This is a genomic window from Carboxylicivirga caseinilyticus (assembly GCF_050589785.1).
Classification (GTDB): Bacteria; Bacteroidota; Bacteroidia; order Bacteroidales; family Marinilabiliaceae; genus Carboxylicivirga; species Carboxylicivirga caseinilyticus.
Map to the genome: position 1 here is coordinate 64,555 of NZ_JBNGOX010000006.1, position 16,564 is coordinate 81,118.

The 16,564-nt window shown below is 36.7% G+C and carries 14 protein-coding genes; 8 read left to right on the top strand and 6 right to left on the bottom strand.

Annotated features, from left to right (window positions below; genetic code table 11):
• The first annotated feature begins 83 nt into the window (after positions 1 to 83).
• The 8 genes from ACRD62_RS04845 (at position 84) to ACRD62_RS04880 (ending at position 8,912) form a co-directional block, all read left to right on the top strand.
• A complete protein-coding gene (locus tag ACRD62_RS04845) occupies positions 84 to 524 on the top strand; it encodes a hypothetical protein (protein WP_430819000.1) in 441 nt (146 codons plus the stop codon).
• 111 nt (positions 525 to 635) lie between these two features.
• Positions 636 to 1,574, top strand: a complete 939-nt coding sequence (locus ACRD62_RS04850) for an ABC transporter ATP-binding protein (protein ID WP_430819001.1) — start codon at positions 636 to 638, stop codon at positions 1,572 to 1,574.
• Positions 1,575 to 1,576: 2 nt separating this feature from the next.
• Entirely contained in the window at positions 1,577 to 2,926 is a 1,350-nt protein-coding gene (locus ACRD62_RS04855) for an ABC transporter permease (protein ID WP_430819002.1), read from the top strand.
• 74 nt (positions 2,927 to 3,000) lie between these two features.
• Positions 3,001 to 3,933 carry a Ppx/GppA phosphatase family protein gene (locus ACRD62_RS04860; RefSeq protein WP_430819003.1) on the top strand — a complete coding sequence of 311 codons (933 nt, stop codon included), beginning with the start codon at positions 3,001 to 3,003 and terminating at the stop codon, positions 3,931 to 3,933.
• A gap of 9 nt (positions 3,934 to 3,942) precedes the next feature.
• Entirely contained in the window at positions 3,943 to 5,103 is a 1,161-nt protein-coding gene (locus tag ACRD62_RS04865; protein WP_430819004.1) for a sigma-54-dependent transcriptional regulator, read from the top strand.
• A gap of 12 nt (positions 5,104 to 5,115) precedes the next feature.
• Positions 5,116 to 6,549, top strand: a complete 1,434-nt coding sequence (locus tag ACRD62_RS04870; protein WP_430819005.1) for a lyase family protein — start codon at positions 5,116 to 5,118, stop codon at positions 6,547 to 6,549.
• A 97-nt stretch (positions 6,550 to 6,646) separates the two neighbouring features.
• Positions 6,647 to 7,255 (top strand): hypothetical protein, encoded by a 609-nt coding sequence (locus tag ACRD62_RS04875; protein WP_430819006.1) that lies wholly within the window; start codon positions 6,647 to 6,649, stop codon positions 7,253 to 7,255.
• 94 nt (positions 7,256 to 7,349) lie between these two features.
• Positions 7,350 to 8,912 carry a PAS domain S-box protein gene (locus tag ACRD62_RS04880; protein ID WP_430819007.1) on the top strand — a complete coding sequence of 521 codons (1,563 nt, stop codon included), beginning with the start codon at positions 7,350 to 7,352 and terminating at the stop codon, positions 8,910 to 8,912.
• Between the two features lie 23 nt (positions 8,913 to 8,935).
• Here the strand turns inward: ACRD62_RS04880 and ACRD62_RS04885 are convergent, their stop codons facing one another.
• The 6 genes from ACRD62_RS04885 to ACRD62_RS04910 all read right to left on the bottom strand — a co-directional run bounded on the left by ACRD62_RS04885 (position 8,936) and on the right by ACRD62_RS04910 (position 16,508).
• Positions 8,936 to 11,404, bottom strand: a complete 2,469-nt coding sequence (locus tag ACRD62_RS04885) for an AMP-binding protein (RefSeq protein ID WP_430819008.1) — start codon at positions 11,402 to 11,404, stop codon at positions 8,936 to 8,938.
• Positions 11,405 to 11,503: 99 nt separating this feature from the next.
• Positions 11,504 to 12,727: a [FeFe] hydrogenase H-cluster maturation GTPase HydF gene (gene hydF / locus ACRD62_RS04890; protein WP_430819009.1), complete on the bottom strand. Its 1,224-nt coding sequence runs from the start codon at positions 12,725 to 12,727 to the stop codon at positions 11,504 to 11,506.
• A 164-nt stretch (positions 12,728 to 12,891) separates the two neighbouring features.
• On the bottom strand, positions 12,892 to 13,245 hold the full coding sequence (locus ACRD62_RS04895) for a hypothetical protein (RefSeq protein WP_430819010.1): 354 nt from the start codon (positions 13,243 to 13,245) through the stop codon (positions 12,892 to 12,894).
• A gap of 291 nt (positions 13,246 to 13,536) precedes the next feature.
• The gene (locus ACRD62_RS04900; protein WP_430819011.1) at positions 13,537 to 14,562 is read right to left on the bottom strand and encodes a potassium channel family protein; all 1,026 of its coding nucleotides are present in this window, start codon (positions 14,560 to 14,562) and stop codon (positions 13,537 to 13,539) included.
• A 12-nt stretch (positions 14,563 to 14,574) separates the two neighbouring features.
• Positions 14,575 to 14,943 (bottom strand): S-adenosylmethionine decarboxylase, encoded by a 369-nt coding sequence (locus ACRD62_RS04905; protein ID WP_430819012.1) that lies wholly within the window; start codon positions 14,941 to 14,943, stop codon positions 14,575 to 14,577.
• Positions 14,944 to 14,954: 11 nt separating this feature from the next.
• Complete coding sequence (locus tag ACRD62_RS04910; protein ID WP_430819013.1) at positions 14,955 to 16,508, bottom strand: polyamine aminopropyltransferase; 1,554 nt, start codon at positions 16,506 to 16,508, stop codon at positions 14,955 to 14,957.
• Positions 16,509 to 16,564: the final 56 nt, after the last annotated feature.

The window sequence follows — 16,564 nt, forward strand, 5'->3', positions numbered from 1 at the left end:
AGTAAAATAAAAAACATAAGTAAAACAAGTGTCTTATAAACTTTTCTATTAGCAATATGTTTTTATCAAAAAAAGAAGAAAATATGTATACAGGATTACTTCATGCACACAGTGGATTACGATATATAGTAATAGTATTATTGGTTGCTGTTATTGTTCAGAGCCTTTGGGGTTGGTTAGGTAAACGAAACTTTACTGCAGGTAACAGAAGAATTGCGGTTATATCCATGTCTTTAATACACATCCAGTTTTTAATTGGAGCTGTTTTATTTTTTGTAAGCCCGAAAGTGATTTTCGATCCCGAATTATTCGGAGGAGCCATTATTCGTTTCTTTACCTTGGAACATCCTTTATTAATGCTGATTGCAATAGCTTTTATAACTGTTGGACAAATCCGTTCAAAATCATATACTAATTTTAAAAGTCATAAGGTTTTATTCTGGGCTAATTTCATAGGTTTTGTCTTGATAATGGTTTCTATTCCATGGCCATTTCGTGAGCAATTGGGTGCCGGATGGTTCTAATTGAGGTATTTAAACACTTTTGATTATCTATCAGCATTGAAATTCCACTTTTTTAAGCTTTTTAAAAATCTTATCTTCACATCTGGTTTATAATTAACTTAACAATAACCTATGATGTTTTTAGAAGCAAAAAAGGTGGTAAAGCAGTATGCAGCTCACCTTGCTCTCGATCATGTTGATCTGGAAGTTCCTGAAGGTTCTATATACGGATTGCTCGGTCCGAACGGAGCAGGAAAGACAACATTGATTCGAATAATTAATCAAATTACGGGTCCTGATTCCGGTGAGATTTTAATCAATGGGCAAAAATTAAAGCCAGAAGATGTTCATCGTATTGGGTATCTGCCCGAAGAACGGGGTTTATATAAAAAGATGAAAGTGGGTGAGCAGGCCATCTATCTTGCCCGTTTAAAAGGACTATCTCGAAACGATGCTATCAAAAAATTAAAATATTGGTTTGAGAAATTCGAGATTCAGGCCTGGTGGGATAAAAAGGTAGAAGAGCTATCAAAAGGGATGCAGCAAAAAATTCAGTTTGTTGTGACCATTCTACACGATCCAAAGCTGTTGATTTTCGACGAACCATTTAGTGGATTCGATCCAATTAACGCCAATCTTCTTAAGCAGGAAATTATTGCTCAGAAAGAGAAGGGAGCAACTATTCTTTTTAGTACTCATAATATGGGATCGGTTGAAGAAATTTGTGATCATATTACTTTAATCAATAAATCGAAAACGATTTTAACCGGACAGGTTGATGATATCAAGCAAGAATACAAGGACAATCTGATCAAACTTGATTTTACAGGTGATTCAGATACATTGGATAAATTTTTGGGAGGCGATTATCTGATTCAAAATATTATTCAGAATCACAGAATGAACACAGCTATGGTTCAAATGCCCAAAGAGGGTTCCATTAATCAGATGGTTAGCAAAATTATTGACCATGTTGAGATTCAAGGAATGCAGGAATTATTACCGTCGATGAATGAAATCTTTATTAAGGTAGTGGAACAAAGTAATCAACCTAATCCCGTAAACGAATAGTCATGAGTAAAATTTCACTTATTATACAACGCGAGTATCTTACCAGGGTTCGTAAGAAGAGCTTTATTGTAATGAGTATTATCGGTCCTGTTTTATTTGGAGCAATGATGGTGTTGCCAGCCTGGTTTTCATCAATGGAAGATACTACTGAAAAGCGTATTGCTATTGTTGATCAGACAGGTGAGTATGCAGAGCAGATAACAGATACAGAATTTCTGAAATTCGACTGGTTACAAAATAGTAATCAGCAAGAGGTTGCTTCTGATTATAAGGAGCAAGGTTATTATGCTTATCTGTTTATTGAAAAAGATTTGCTAGATCATCCTGATGCTGTGACTATTTATTCAGATGCTCAAATTACCATTGATGTGAAGGAGCATATTTCAAGAAAATTGGAGCAGTTACTCGAACAAAAGAAGTTGGCCAGTTATAATATAAGTGGTTTAGATGCCATTATTAAGGAAGTTAATAATGTAAAAGTTAAGGTGAAAACCATTAAGCTGGGTGAAGATGGAACAGAAAAAGAGAGTTCACAGTTTATTACAATTATGGCGGCTCTGGTTTTTGCCATGCTGGTTTATTTCTTTGTACTTCTTTATGGTACACAGGTAATGCGTGGTGTTCTTGAAGAAAAAACAAGCCGTATTGTTGAGGTGATTGTTTCATCAGTAAAGCCATTTCAGTTAATGATGGGGAAAATAGTGGGTATAGCAATGGTTGCCCTTACACAGTTTGCTATTTGGGTAGTGTTGACTATGATGCTTTATTTCGGAATTTCAGCTTTTGTTTTTGATGGAGGTAAGGTCCCAACCCGAATGGATAGTCAGATTGAAAGTGTTCAGGCTTTAGATGATAATAGTAATTCAGTCGAGATGACTGAATTTCAGAAAAACTTTACTGATGTTACCAGTAAAATTAAAGCCATTAATCTGGTTGGCATATTGTTCGCTTTTGTATTCTACTTTATTGGGGGATATTTGTTATATGCAAGTTTATTTGCTGCTTTAGGAGCCGCCTTGGATAGCGAAGCCGATAGTCAGCAATTTGTCATGCCGGTAATGATGCCACTCATATTATCTATTTATGTGGCCATGGCAGCATTTAGGAATCCAGCTGGTGATTTAGCTTTCTGGTTTTCAATGATTCCATTTACATCTCCAATAGTAATGATGGCTCGTATGCCTTTTGAGCCGCCTATCTGGGAACTAATATTATCAATGTTAATACTTACAGGCACATTTATTTTTACAACCTGGTTTGCCGGACGTATCTATCGTACAGGAATTTTAATGTACGGAAAGAAAGTGTCGTATGGTGAACTTTGGAAGTGGTTTAGATATTCAGGAAAATAAATACTTCAGATGAGCCGGGTTAGCCCGGCTTTTTCTTGCAATTTAGTATTTTAGCATACTCAAAATAAACTTTTATGCGCATAGCAATACTTGACTTAGGAACCAATACAATCAATCTGCTCATTGCTGAAAAAAACGGGCAGGAATCTTATCAGATATTACATGAAAGTAAATATCCTGCCAAGCTTGGTAAAGGTGGGATAAATGATCGCAGAATATTGCCTGAGGCAATGGATCGTGGTATTGCGGCACTAAAAACGCATCAGATTACAATGGAACCTTATAAGGTCGAAAAAGTGGTTTGTATTGCTACGGCTGCAATTCGCAGTGCCTCAAACGGACAGGAATTTGTTCAAAGGGCAAAAGACGAATGTGGTTTGGATATCAATGTGATTGATGGGCAAAAAGAGGCTCAATTGATTTTTGATGGCGTAAAGCAGATAGTGCCAATTGGAGAAGAACGAGTGATGATACTTGATATTGGCGGTGGTTCCAATGAATTTATTATTGCTAATAAAGATGGTGTTCTTTGGAAGCACAGCTTTGATTTGGGAATGGCTCGTTTGTTGGATCGTTTTCAACCGTCTGATCCTATTTCAGATGAAGAAATTCAAGCTGTAGAAAGCTATATAAAAGACGAACTGGCATTATTGTATGAGGCGTTTGAGAAATATCCCTGTGATACTTTAATTGGTTCATCCGGTTCGTTTGATACGATTGCCGGAATGATTGCGGCTATTCATCATCCACATTTGGATATGCAAAAAATACTGACTTATCATGTGCCCTTGCAATTCGTTGAAGAGTTACATTTTAAGTTTCTAAAATCAACTCATGCCGAACGTGAAAAAATGGAGCGCATGGATCTGCACCGGGTTGAAATGATTGTATTAGCAAGTATTTTTATTAACTTCATCGTTCGTGAATTTAAATTAAAAACCTTCTGGCAGTGTGCTTTTGCGCTAAAGGAAGGAACTATTTATCAAATATTACGAAACCAGTTATAAACACTCAGAATGGCCAAAATATTAGTAATCGACGATCAGCGTAGTATACGAAATACCCTTAAAGATATCCTGGAATACGAAAGTCATACCGTTGAGTTAGCAGAGCATGGAGAAGAAGGTGTTGAAATGTATAATGCCAATAAGTACGATGTTGTTTTATGCGATATTAAAATGCCTAATATGGATGGCATGGAGGTGTTGGATAAGATCATCAATCATGAGAATGATGCACCTGTAATAATGATCTCTGGTCATGGTAATATTGATACAGCAGTGGAAGCGATTAAAAAAGGAGCTTACGATTTTATTGAAAAGCCACTGGATCTTAATCGTTTGCTGGTAACCATTCGTAATGCTGTTGAGAAAAAAGATCTGGTAACTGAAACTAAAGTGCTGAAACGTAAGGTTAGTAAAACCTACGAGATGATCGGAGAATCAGAGCCGATTGCCAGGGTGAAAGATATGATTGATAAAGTTGCACCAACCGATGCGCGCGTATTGATTACAGGTGAGAATGGAACCGGAAAAGAGTTGGTTGCCCGTTGGTTACACGAAAAAAGTAACCGTGCATCTATGCCATTTGTTGAGGTCAATTGCGCTGCCATTCCATCTGAGTTGATAGAAAGCGAGTTGTTTGGTCATGAAAAAGGAGCCTTTACATCTGCTCATAAGCAACGCAAAGGTAAATTTGAGCAAGCCAATGGTGGTACCATTTTTTTAGATGAGATTGGCGATATGAGTTTGCCTGCTCAGGCCAAAGTATTAAGAGCATTACAGGAAAATATTATTAGTCGTGTAGGTAGTGACAAGGATATCAAAGTTGACGTGAGAGTGCTGGCTGCAACCAATAAAAATCTAAAAGAAGAAATCTCGAAAGGTAATTTCAGAGAGGATTTGTATCATCGATTAAGCGTGATATTGATTCACGTTCCTTCTTTAAATGATCGTAAGGAAGATATTCCAATTCTGACGGACCATTTTAATAAGCTTATTTGTGCTGAATTAGGAATGCCTTTAAAATCATTTACGGATAGTGCTGTTGATGAGCTAAAAACCATTAACTGGACCGGTAATATTCGTGAGTTTCGAAATGTAATTGAACGATTAATCATTCTTGGTCAAAACAGCATTACCGAAGAAGATGTGCAGGCATATGCCCGTCCAATGTAACAATCAACATTTATGAGAAAGGAAGCAGATTTTCTTGGTGAACTGTCATTGCCGTCAGAAGCTCTTTATGGGATACATTCCTTAAGAGCCAGGGAAAATTTTCCTAATCAAAAACCATTTCAATTGGAATGGTATAAAGCAATGGGTAAAGTCAAGCTTGCCTGCTATCGAACCTATGCTAAATTTAAAGCAGCGGCTGAAGAAAAGTATAATTCAGACCAGTTGCCCATTACATTCTTTGATCATACAACTATTGAAGTGCTGGAGGAAGCTGCCTCAGAAATTGCAGGAGGAAAGCATTTTGATCAGTTTATTGTTCCTGCTGTACAAGGCGGAGCGGGTACGTCGATCAATATGAATGTCAATGAGATCATTGCCAACCTTGCAATTCTTAAGCTAGGTGGTGTTCCGGGTGATTATAAAAAGGTAGATCCTTTTGAACATGCTAATGTTTTTCAATCAACCAACGATACCGTACCAACTGCCTTAAAAGTGGCAGCAATGATACTTCTGGATAAGCTGGAAGAGATAATTAATGAACATCGCCAGCAGGTTGAAAAGCTCGAAAAGGAACATCGTAATGTGTTACGTCACGGGTATACGCAGATGCAGAAAGCGGTGCCATCTACTTATGATAAACTTTTTAGTGCCTATAATAATGCTTTGTCGCGCGATTGGTGGAGAGTTTCGAAATGTTCGGAACGTATTAAAGAAGTGAATTTGGGAGGAGGAGCAACAGGTACCGGATTGAGTATTCCCCGTTTCTTTATTATGCACGTTGTTAATGAGCTGCAACATCTAACTGGTGTACCCGTTACGAGGGGAGAGAACCTGACAGATACCACCTCTAACCTGGATAGCTTTGTGGAGGTTCATGCTATACTTAAAGCACATGCAGTAAATCTTGAAAAGATGGTAAACGATCTCCGTTTATTGGCTTCAGATATTGCTTCAGGTAGTAAATTACTGATTCCACAACGTCAGGTTGGTAGTTCAATTATGCCGGGTAAGATTAATCCGGTTATACCAGAGTTTGTCATTAGTTCGGTGCATAAGATTTACGCAAATGATTTGTTAATATCTAACTTGTGCGGGCAGGGCTGTCTGGAGTTAAATGCATATTTACCCGTTATTGGTGATGCATTACTCGAATCATTGCATTTATTGATTGACGCCAATCATTCAATGTTAAATAACCTGGTTGTAGGTCTGGAAATTCCATCAGAAGAGGAGGATATATTTCTGAATCCTGCAATAAGTACAGCGCTGATTCCTTATATCGGTTATCATAAAGCAACACAGTTTGCCCGGTTTATGAGACAAAATAATACCAGTATTTTTGAGGCAAATAATAGTCTTAATTTGATAAAGAAAGAAGTTCTGGACGAATTGATGAAACCGGAATCACTAATTCGACAAGGGTATAGTTTAAAGGATATAATTTAGTTTATTAGCTAAAAATGAAGCATTAAGCTTTTATTTTCAAACATCTTTTCTATATTTAACCTAAAATTCAAGAAACACCCGCAAAATTCTCTGAATAGTGAAAACAAACCTAACTAACCTGCCGTTTTACACTGCCGATAATGATGAAAATAAAGATCAGTCGGAGTATCCATTTGATTTTACGTATGAACTGGGAACCGGAGGTAAGGCTTCCGGTAAAGTTATTTTTAACGAAAGAGAAATCACATTTGAAGTAACAAACAGTGGAAATCCGCTATTTGAATTGCTCAAAGGAATGGCAAAATTAATATTTGAACCATCTCATATCTGGGGTGAGGATAATATTAGTTGGGTTGATTGGTATGATGAAACTGGATTTCTGCGTTGGGTTATTGGAACTGAAGATGGCATAAATGTGACCATTAAATTGATTCAATACGAAGATTTGTTTGATGAATCAACGGGCACTTTGGTAGGTGAGGGATCAATGAATATGACTGACTTTTATTATGCCATCATTCATAAACTGGATAAGTTCATTAAGCGTTTGGGGTTACTCAATTACGAACAAAAATGGCAGAAGGATGAATTCCCGTTAACTTATTTCCTTTTATTGAAGAAATATCTGATAGAGAAAGGCTGCTGGATACCCACCAATGAAAAAGTGGGATCATTAAATGATGAATTGGATTTTTTATTGGCATAAACAATTAGTGTTTGTTTTCTTTTCAGGCTAAAACAATTGATTTAGGCTATAAATTCATATATTAGAGATTGCAATTGTAAACTAGATTGCCTTAATGAATAAGAAGCCTACATACGAAGAGCTGGAGGAGAAAGTAAAAAGGCTGGAAGCCTTATTAAATGATCAACCACAAATTAATTTAATACAAGAACTCAAAGAGAGCGAATCAAGGTTTAAAGCCTTGTCGGACGCTGCTCATGAGGGCATCTTTATTCATGATAATGGATTAGGACTAGAGGTAAATAACGTTGGCTGCGAGATGTTTGGCTATGACCCCGGAGAATTAATAGGTAGGCATGCTTTAGAAATTTTTACTGAAGATTCGAGAAAGTTGGTGATGACCAACATTAAGAATGGCGTAACGCACGCATACGAGGCAACCGGTTTAAGAAAAGATGGGTCCACTTTTACGGTTGAGATTACAGGTAAAAATTGTATCTATCATGGTAAAGAAGTAAGGGTTGCAGCCCTGCGTGATGTGACTGAAAGAAAGATAGCCGAACAGGCCCTGAAAGATAGTGAAAGCAAGTTTCGTGAAGTATTCGAGAATGCCGGCGATGGAATCTTGATTGGAGATCTTCAGGGGAGAATGATTGAGGTGAATGAAGCTTTTCTTAAGATGACAGGATATGATCGTGAAGATATTATTGGGTTTCATATTAAGAAAATTTTCTCACAGCAATCATTATCAGATAAGCCATTGCGATTCGATATGCTGAATAAGGGGCAAACGCTGATATTCGAAAGAGATATAACCGGAAAAGAAGGTCAGTTGATACCGGTTGAGATGAATTCCAAAAGGCCTCATGCCAATTATTACTTGTCAATCATTAGAGATTTGCGAGAGAGAAGAAAAGCGGCGAGTGAATTGGAAAGAAAGAACAAGGAACTTTTATTGGCCAAGCAGAAAGCAGAAGAAAGTGATCGGTTAAAAAGTTCATTCCTGGCAAATATGAGTCATGAGATTCGAACACCTATGAATGGGATTCTGGGATTTGCCGAGTTGGTAAGAGCTGAAGATTGTGATAATAAAACACGGATGGAATATCTGGATGTTATTATCAGTAGTGGTCATCAGTTATTGGACATCATCAATGATGTTCTCGAGATTTCTCGCATTGAAACAGGACAGATCAATATCATGAAATCAGACATTAAAGTAAATGATTTACTTCGTGATATAAGCGTCTTTTTTCAACCATTGGCTCGCCAGAATCATAATACAATTCAGATTGAATGTCCGGAGAACTCAGAAATGCAGATTGTCTATGCCGATGAGATGAAGATGCGTCAGGTACTTACCAATTTGGTTAACAATGCACTGAAATTTACACTGAATGGGACAGTTAAAGTTGGATATGAAATTGAGAATACCTACCTGAAATTTTTTGTTCAGGATACAGGTATTGGAATACCTGCTGATTTCCTTGATAAAGTATTTGAACGTTTCTTGCAGGCAGAGTATAATGATCAGATGAAGCAGCGTGGAACCGGACTTGGGTTGGCAATTTGCAAGCGTTTAATAGAGATAATGGAAGGTGATATCTGGGTTCAATCAGTTGAAAATGAAGGATCCACTTTCTATTTTACTTTGCCATTGGATAAAAAAAAGAACTGACATTTTAGCCAGTTCTTCTTTTCTTATGCTTTCTGATTTAATGATATTCTTTGATAAACCATGTTCGTGAGCTTCTCATAGGAAGATTGCCCAGGATAAATAGGTTTTAAAAATTCAACACTAACCTTTCGCCATGGTTTTGGAAATTTTGATCCTTTGGGTAATGCATCTTTGGCACCTTTAATGGATACAGGTACAATAGGTACATTAAGCTCCTTACTTAAAATAGCAAATGTTTTTTTGAACTCACCTAATTTTCCATCAAACGAACGGGTTCCTTCAGGAAAGATGATCAGATTCTTTTTCTTCTTTAAAGCTTCACCCATCTTTTGAATCGACTCTTTCAGATCTTTATTAAGGTCCATTATAATCACATGATGGCGATTGGCTATGTACTTTAAAAATCTTGAGTTAACATGCTTTTCTTTTGCGTAGAAATAGGTGTTTCTGATGGTCTGCTTTTTGAGAAATGAAGCCACAAATAATCCATCGAAGAAACTCTGATGGTTAGGTGCTATGATGCATGGACCATCAGGTATATTAGTCATTCCCTTACCTTTAAAACGGAAGTACAGGCGGAAGAAATATTTCGATAATTTCACGAAAAGAGTTCCGGTTAGCCAAGTCTTAGGTAACTGAAGATTCACCTTCTCTTTAAGTATTTTCGACCAGTTAATTTTTTCAATAGAAAGGCGTGTACTTTTTGAGGCTACATATTCACTTAGTTTTAATACCGAAGGAAATTTAACCATTTCATTCACATCCATCTCAACCCCAAAGGTTGACTGTAAAAATACCTGTAAACCAACCTTGTCAAGCGAGTCCATCCCTAAATCCATCTCCAGATGATTACCCGGACGGACAGTGCAATTTTTTTCGTTGGCAATAAAGTCGCTAATAACCAGGTATTCCTTCAAGGTTATTTCTTCTGTTTCTTCTTCTTTCTGTGATATTTTATCCTGACTTACCAGTTCGTGAAGCATGAAACGCTGGAGCTTTCCAAGTCGTGTTCGTGGTAGTTCCGATTCATAGACAGAAAAAGCTGTGATTTTTTTATATGGAGCAACAGATTGATTGTATTTATCAATTACTTCCCATTTGATTGTATTGTGAATGGCTTCTTCATTTTGGCCTTGTAACTCGGCTTTATTGGGTACAATGATGGCTCTGAGTTGATCTTTATCAGCAAATACGCCTATGTCAGCAACGCAGGCTGCCATGTTCTCAATTTTAGCTTCAATTTCAACCGGGTTAATGTTTTTACCATTTGAAAGAACGATAATTTCCTTTTTTCTACCGGTAATATATAAATAACCATCTTCGTCTAATTGTCCTAAATCGCCCGTGTATAGCCAACCATCTCTAAGCACTTGGGCAGTTTCTTCAGGTCGGTTGAAATAACCTTGCATGACATTCGCACCTCTTACAGCGATCTCTCCATCTTTAATTTCTACTGTTGCACAAGGCAGGATTTGACCAGGACTACCAATTTTAACTTTACCAGGACGAGTAAAGCTTATCATCGGAGCCGTCTCTGTCATTCCATAACCTTCCAACACCTCAAATCCTAGTATTTTGTAATCGTTTCCTACTTCCGGATCCAAAGCTGCTCCCCCTGATACCATAAATTTAACAGCACCTCCAAATTTCTTATGAACAGACTTAAATATAGTTTTAGAGAATGCAGGTGAATTTATTGTTGCGGCCAGATTGAATAAGGCTTTTGCAACAAAGCTGTTATCTATCTTTGTTCGTATTCCTTTTCGAATAGCTGCATAAAGGCGAGGTACGCCAATAATTATAGTAACTTTATTTTCCTGTAAGGTTCTCAAAATATCATCAGAAACCATGGATGGCGAAACTGCAATTTTGGCACCTACAAAAAGAGGAGCCATCATGGTACCCATCAAAGGAAATATATGATGAAGCGGTAATAACATCATTACAACTTCATCACCAGAGTATATTTCAACACCTTTGGAAACAGCATCAATATTGGCTAATAAATTTCCAAATGATAACATAACTCCTTTGGGACTTCCGGTAGTTCCAGAAGTATAAATAATTACCGCTGTTTTATCTTCGGGAGTAGGCATTTCAGATAAAACGAAATCCTTTGGTGCCTCTATTTGTTCACATTCTTCAATTATCAGAACCTGAGTGTTGATGCCGGAACGAAGAACTGCTTCGTCTAACTGCTTTTTCTTTTCTCTCGAAGTGAAAACGATCTCAGGAAAGCAATCTTTAAGAATGTATGCTACTTCGTCGACTGTTGACATAAAGTCGATCGGAACCATGGTTGCTTCGCATTGCCATCCGGCATAGAAGGAATAAATCCATCCAACCTGGTTCTCAGAATAAATAGCAATACGTTTTGCTTTGATATCTATTATTTGACTAGCGAAATTGGCTATTTTATCAGTTAACTGGTCGTAGCTAATGGTAATATCTCCACAGACTATCGCCGTCTTTTTTCCTGCATTACAGATCATAACTCCTCAGTTGCGTTGAAATCGAACAAATATAAAAAAAACAAGTTGGTAATTTTGTTTTCTCGGATTGATTTTTAATATAGTGACATAGTTAAATAACTATAAGTAATCTGGTTTAATGGTTTTATTATTGGTTAGGAAAGGTGCTACAGCACGCTCATAAATTCCCTGAACATAGGCAATTGTCATGCCATAGTTGGTTATAGGTATTTGCGCGTCTTTAGCCAGATTTAATCTGTTATGTAATTGTTTTCGGGTAATCATACACCCTCCGCATTGTATCACCAGCGAATAGTCAGTAATTGGCCTTTTTATGTTGTCGAGTCCGGCTACTACATCAAAATGTAGTTTTTTACCGGTGTAGGCAGAAATCCATCTGGGTATTTTAACTCTGCCAATATCATCGCAGGCGACATGATGCGAGCACGATTCCAGGAGTAAAATTCTGTCACTGTTCTTTAGTTCATCAATTTTGGGTGTTCCTTTCAAGTAGCTTTCAAAATCGCCTTTGAAATGAGCTAATAAAATACTGAATCCTGTTAGTGGAATATCTTTGGGTACCGAGGCATCTGCTTTCAAAAAAATCTGACTATCAGTAATAGCAAGGACTGGTTTAATACCCGTCTTTTTTAAAAATGAATCTACTTCTCTCTCCTTTAAAACAATACAAACAGCATCGTTATCCAGAATATCCCTGATGGCCTGAATCTGTGGAAGTATTAGCCTGCCTTCCGGGGCCTCAATATCTATAGGTGTAATTAATAAAACAATATCACCATATGAAATAAGATCGCCAACGAGAGTGGGCATTTTATAGGCTGATTCAGGTATCGCTAGTTGAATTTTTCGTACTAATGGATTAATGTCTGAATCGATTACCGAAAAATTCATTACTTCAACTGCATTCTGTTGTCTGGCAATTTGTAACCAGTCTTCACTAGCTTTATTAATATCACTCTTGTTGTGTAAAATTATATATGGTACCTCCTGTTTTTGAAAAGTCTCAATTAAATCAGTTTCATGCTTGTCCCACTCGTTATTACTAACGACCAGTATGGCTAGGTCGATTAATTGAATCGACTGAGTTGTTTTTTTGATTCTCAGTTCACCTAATTCACCTATGTCATCAATACCAGCAGTATCAATTAGTACCACTGGACCAAATCCACTGATTTCAAATGATTTTTTTACAGGATCGGTTGTTGTTCCGGCAATATCAGAAACGATAGCAATATCTTGATTAGCCAGTTTATTAATTATAGAACTTTTGCCATTGTTTCTTCGGCCAAAAATACCAATATGAGGCTTTCGATCTCTACTCATTTTAATCACCAAATTAGATGTCAAAGGTAGATTAATTTCGAAAATGTTACAGATTGAAAGTGAAAAAGATAACGAATCGTATTATTATGAGGTTAATTGCATGCGGTAAAAGAAAAATGGAGAGCTTTTAAACTCTCCAATCTATTAGTTTGGGTGTTGAATGATTAACCTGTATAGGCAAGTAAATTTTGTTTTATAAAAATTCGATACGTTAAGGCATCCAGTTGCTTAAAGGGTAAAATGGCCATGTTGTCAAAGCGCAGATGATGTTCAAACTGATTGATTATTCGATCCACCTCATTGGCATAACCAGGATAATCATTACGGATTTTCAGGCAACTCTGTCGGATGATTTCAATTTTCACTTTGTTTTCTTCTTCAGGCTCGGCCAGGTAGGCTAGACGATTGTTTATGTGTTGTAATACTTTAATCTTGTTTGTAATGTTTAGTTCAATATTTGTCCATGCCTTTGTTCCGTTTTCAACAAGCTTATTTAATACTTCGTTGCGAATCTTCATAGTTCTGTAGTTAGTCTTAGTTTGTTTTATCTATTAATTGCAGAACTTTCAAATCGTAACACCTTTTTAATAAAAAATATATGCTGTCTGTCAAAAAAGTATTAGAACTAATAATATGAAAGGTGATGATAAATGATTTGATTCATAAGATGTGGTTTCATAACCTTTTGGATATCTTAAGTAGTGATTATTTATGAACGATCAATCAAATGAATTTTTATTGCCTAAGATAATTTCTAGAAGTAGAACAACATATAATTTATCTAAGCATGATGTGTTGACCATTAGCTATCAAAGTCCTTCTTTTACCCCAAATAATTTTTCGAGTTGGTTTTTATTCTGGCCAACAGAAATGACAATGAGATACTGATCTTTTTCAATGCTTTGTGTGTCGGATGGATTTTTTATAATTCTATTATCAATAACTAATCCAATCAGGATGACATTAATTTCTTTTTTCATTTTGACAAATGCGTCAAAGTATGTCAAACCCTTGTATGGATTTTGTTCGGTCACTTTAAATTGCTGAATGTCCTGATCTTCCATTTTAATACTGGTAGAAATCAGGTCCTCAGTGAATTCAGCAACATGAGGTTCAAATAAATAGCTTGCTACAAGTCGTGCTGCCACTTCGCTTCGTGAAACCACATGTTTGATGCCTGTATTGATCAAAGTCTCCTTCAAATCGGGATTGGTACAATTAACGATTATATTAAGGTTCGAAAACTCTCTTTTGAGGTTCAATACAAAGACAAGCGTTTCGGTATCTTCATTAAAGTTGATAAATACAGCCTTGGTTTTTTCAATATTGGCTTTTCGATATGCCTCCATATTGTTGTAATCGGCAAACATAGCAAAGCATTGATCATGCGGGTAAAGATCTTTAATCAATTCCAAATCACTTTTAAGATTGGTGACAAACGCAATGTTATGACCTGTAGGGAAGATTTGGTCAGCTACTTTTCTGCCAAAATCATTCCAACCGATAATTAAATAATGATCTTCGAATTTTGTTCCGAAAAAACCGTTCTTCTTCTTTTCCATATATGTATTTATTCTACTGCTGATTTCACCAATAAAATAGCCTATAACTCCAAGGCTACCTAAAATTACAAATAGTCCCACTACCTTTCCAAGTGGTGTAACGGGATAAAAGTCACCGTACCCTACAGTTGTTAGGGTTACAATGGCATACCAGAGGGCATCAGTAATCGACTGAATATTAGCATTAGGATCTTTGCTTTCGATTACTGAAATAAGATAGATTAAAAAGAGATAGACAATAAAGCCAATTGCTAATCCTGCTTTTTTCTTCATATCACAGTTTTTCTAATGTATAGTTAGTTCAGTTTCACAACTCAATTCCTCAACTTCATTCTCCCACCGATTTGAAAGTGGGCTTTGCTTGCATAAGTTTATAAAATTCAGCGCCTTTTCTTTATTGCAGCTGCTGAGTTCAATATACGACCATCCACTTTGGGCAAAAGTGTGAATTGCTAAATGAGATTCAGCCAATAACCAAAATGCGGTGAAACCATTAAGCGGAAACTCCTGATCAGTATAATTAAGTACATTAAATCCGCTTTCACTCAAAACGTGATCAAAGTTATTTTTGAGTTCCGTCGGATTGGTTTGTTTAATCCATCCTTTAATATTATATATTTTTGGAGGCAGTTCTACTGCATTTATTTTTGTCATATTAACTTGCTTTAATATAAATCCCAGTTACCTTTTAAGTAATATTTATAAAGTACCGGATCATGTATTCTGTTCACTTTTACTGAATCAGATTGCCCTGGAAATATATCTTTACCAAAAGAGGTTATCAGTTGCATTGCTTCATTATTCAGCCATTGCGTTTTAATATTGATGAAATCCAATGACTGGACCTCATGCTTAAGGTTAATGGCACGCTCTGTTTTGATGCCCATTGACCAGCCCCATTCGCCCAATGTTATAACCTGGTTATGTAATGGAATGGTATTAAAACCTGCTTCTCTCATTGTGTTTACAATACATTTAAAGGCTTTGGTTGCGAAATACGGACTGCCTGCCTGTGTAATAATCATGCCTTCGGGGCGCAGATGCTTATGACACACATTGTAAAATTCAACTGAATATAACCTTCCCAGTTCCACGGTTCGGGGATCCGGTAAGTCGATTATTATTATATCGTAAAAGTCTTTGCTATGAGTCAGGTAATGATATCCGTCTGCATTGATAATTTCAACTTTAGAATCATTCATCGAACCTTTATTCAGATTGGTTAAGATCGGGTTTTCCTGGCCTAATTTTGTCATGGCAGGGTCCAGATCAACTAACCGTATGCTTTCAACCATTGGGTATTTAAGTACTTCACGAGCTGCACAACCATCTCCGCCTCCCAGTATTAATACTTTTTGCGGGTTGGGATGTAAGGTCATAATAGGATGCACCAAAGGCTCGTGATACATTACTTCATCCATGGTACATAGCTGTTGATTACTGTTTAGATAAAGCCAGTAATCATTTTCCCATTGAGTAATGACAATCTTCTGGTATTGACTTTGCTCTGAATAAACAACTTTATCCTTGTACTTAATCTGTTCACCATATTTTATAATGGGGTCGGAAAAGATGACTCCCGAAATAATTATAATGGTCACAATCCATATCGAAGCATTGATGTATTTTTTATACTGTTGGGCAATGAGTTTATTTAGCATCAGGTAAACACCTATTGCAACACCAAAATTTACCGTTCCCAAAAAGAAAGGAAGGTAAGTTAAGCCTAGGAATGGTAGTCCCAGAACAACAAAGAAGATTCCGCCTATCAGACTCCCGTAATAATCTTTTTCCAGTACGTTTGAGATATTAATTCTTAAGGATTCATATTCATTGTTGATGCGCATCACTAAAGGAATCTCCATGCCAATTAAAGTACCTATGATGATGGAGAATCCGTAAATAAATATTGCTAAGGAAGTTGTGAATGCCGAAATGGTATAGACCACCATTGGGGCAAATGAAACTACCAATGACAAGATAAATTCCAGTATCAGAAACTTCTCAGTGAGGTTTGTTTTAAATGATTTACTAATACGACTTCCCAGACCCATTGAAAACATCATGGTGGATACAATCATGGTCCATTGTAAAATGGAATCACCCAAAAAATAGGTAGCCAGTGTTGAAAGAAGGTATTCAGCTATGATTCCACTGAAGCCGGTGGCAAAGATAGCTGCCATAAGAATGGCAGAGTATTTATTTCGTACTTTAAACATTTAGTCAAGATAATGCAAAAACACGGAGAACATGGGTTTACCTGATCTCCGTGTAA

Excerpts from the sequence above, each read along its gene's own strand:
- ACRD62_RS04905 (WP_430819012.1), bottom strand. The coding sequence starts at position 14,943 with ATGACAAAAATAAATGCAGTAGAACTGCCTCCAAAAATATATAATATT.
- ACRD62_RS04870 (WP_430819005.1), top strand. The coding sequence starts at position 5,116 with ATGAGAAAGGAAGCAGATTTTCTTGGTGAACTGTCATTGCCGTCAGAA.
- ACRD62_RS04910 (WP_430819013.1), bottom strand. The coding sequence starts at position 16,508 with ATGTTTAAAGTACGAAATAAATACTCTGCCATTCTTATGGCAGCTATC.
- ACRD62_RS04855 (WP_430819002.1), top strand. The coding sequence starts at position 1,577 with ATGAGTAAAATTTCACTTATTATACAACGCGAGTATCTTACCAGGGTT.
- hydF (WP_430819009.1), bottom strand. The coding sequence starts at position 12,727 with ATGAGTAGAGATCGAAAGCCTCATATTGGTATTTTTGGCCGAAGAAAC.
- ACRD62_RS04895 (WP_430819010.1), bottom strand. The coding sequence starts at position 13,245 with ATGAAGATTCGCAACGAAGTATTAAATAAGCTTGTTGAAAACGGAACA.
- ACRD62_RS04860 (WP_430819003.1), top strand. The coding sequence starts at position 3,001 with ATGCGCATAGCAATACTTGACTTAGGAACCAATACAATCAATCTGCTC.
- ACRD62_RS04850 (WP_430819001.1), top strand. The coding sequence starts at position 636 with ATGATGTTTTTAGAAGCAAAAAAGGTGGTAAAGCAGTATGCAGCTCAC.
- ACRD62_RS04845 (WP_430819000.1), top strand. The coding sequence starts at position 84 with ATGTATACAGGATTACTTCATGCACACAGTGGATTACGATATATAGTA.
- ACRD62_RS04900 (WP_430819011.1), bottom strand. The coding sequence starts at position 14,562 with ATGAAGAAAAAAGCAGGATTAGCAATTGGCTTTATTGTCTATCTCTTT.
- ACRD62_RS04865 (WP_430819004.1), top strand. The coding sequence starts at position 3,943 with ATGGCCAAAATATTAGTAATCGACGATCAGCGTAGTATACGAAATACC.
- ACRD62_RS04880 (WP_430819007.1), top strand. The coding sequence starts at position 7,350 with ATGAATAAGAAGCCTACATACGAAGAGCTGGAGGAGAAAGTAAAAAGG.
- ACRD62_RS04885 (WP_430819008.1), bottom strand. The coding sequence starts at position 11,404 with ATGATCTGTAATGCAGGAAAAAAGACGGCGATAGTCTGTGGAGATATT.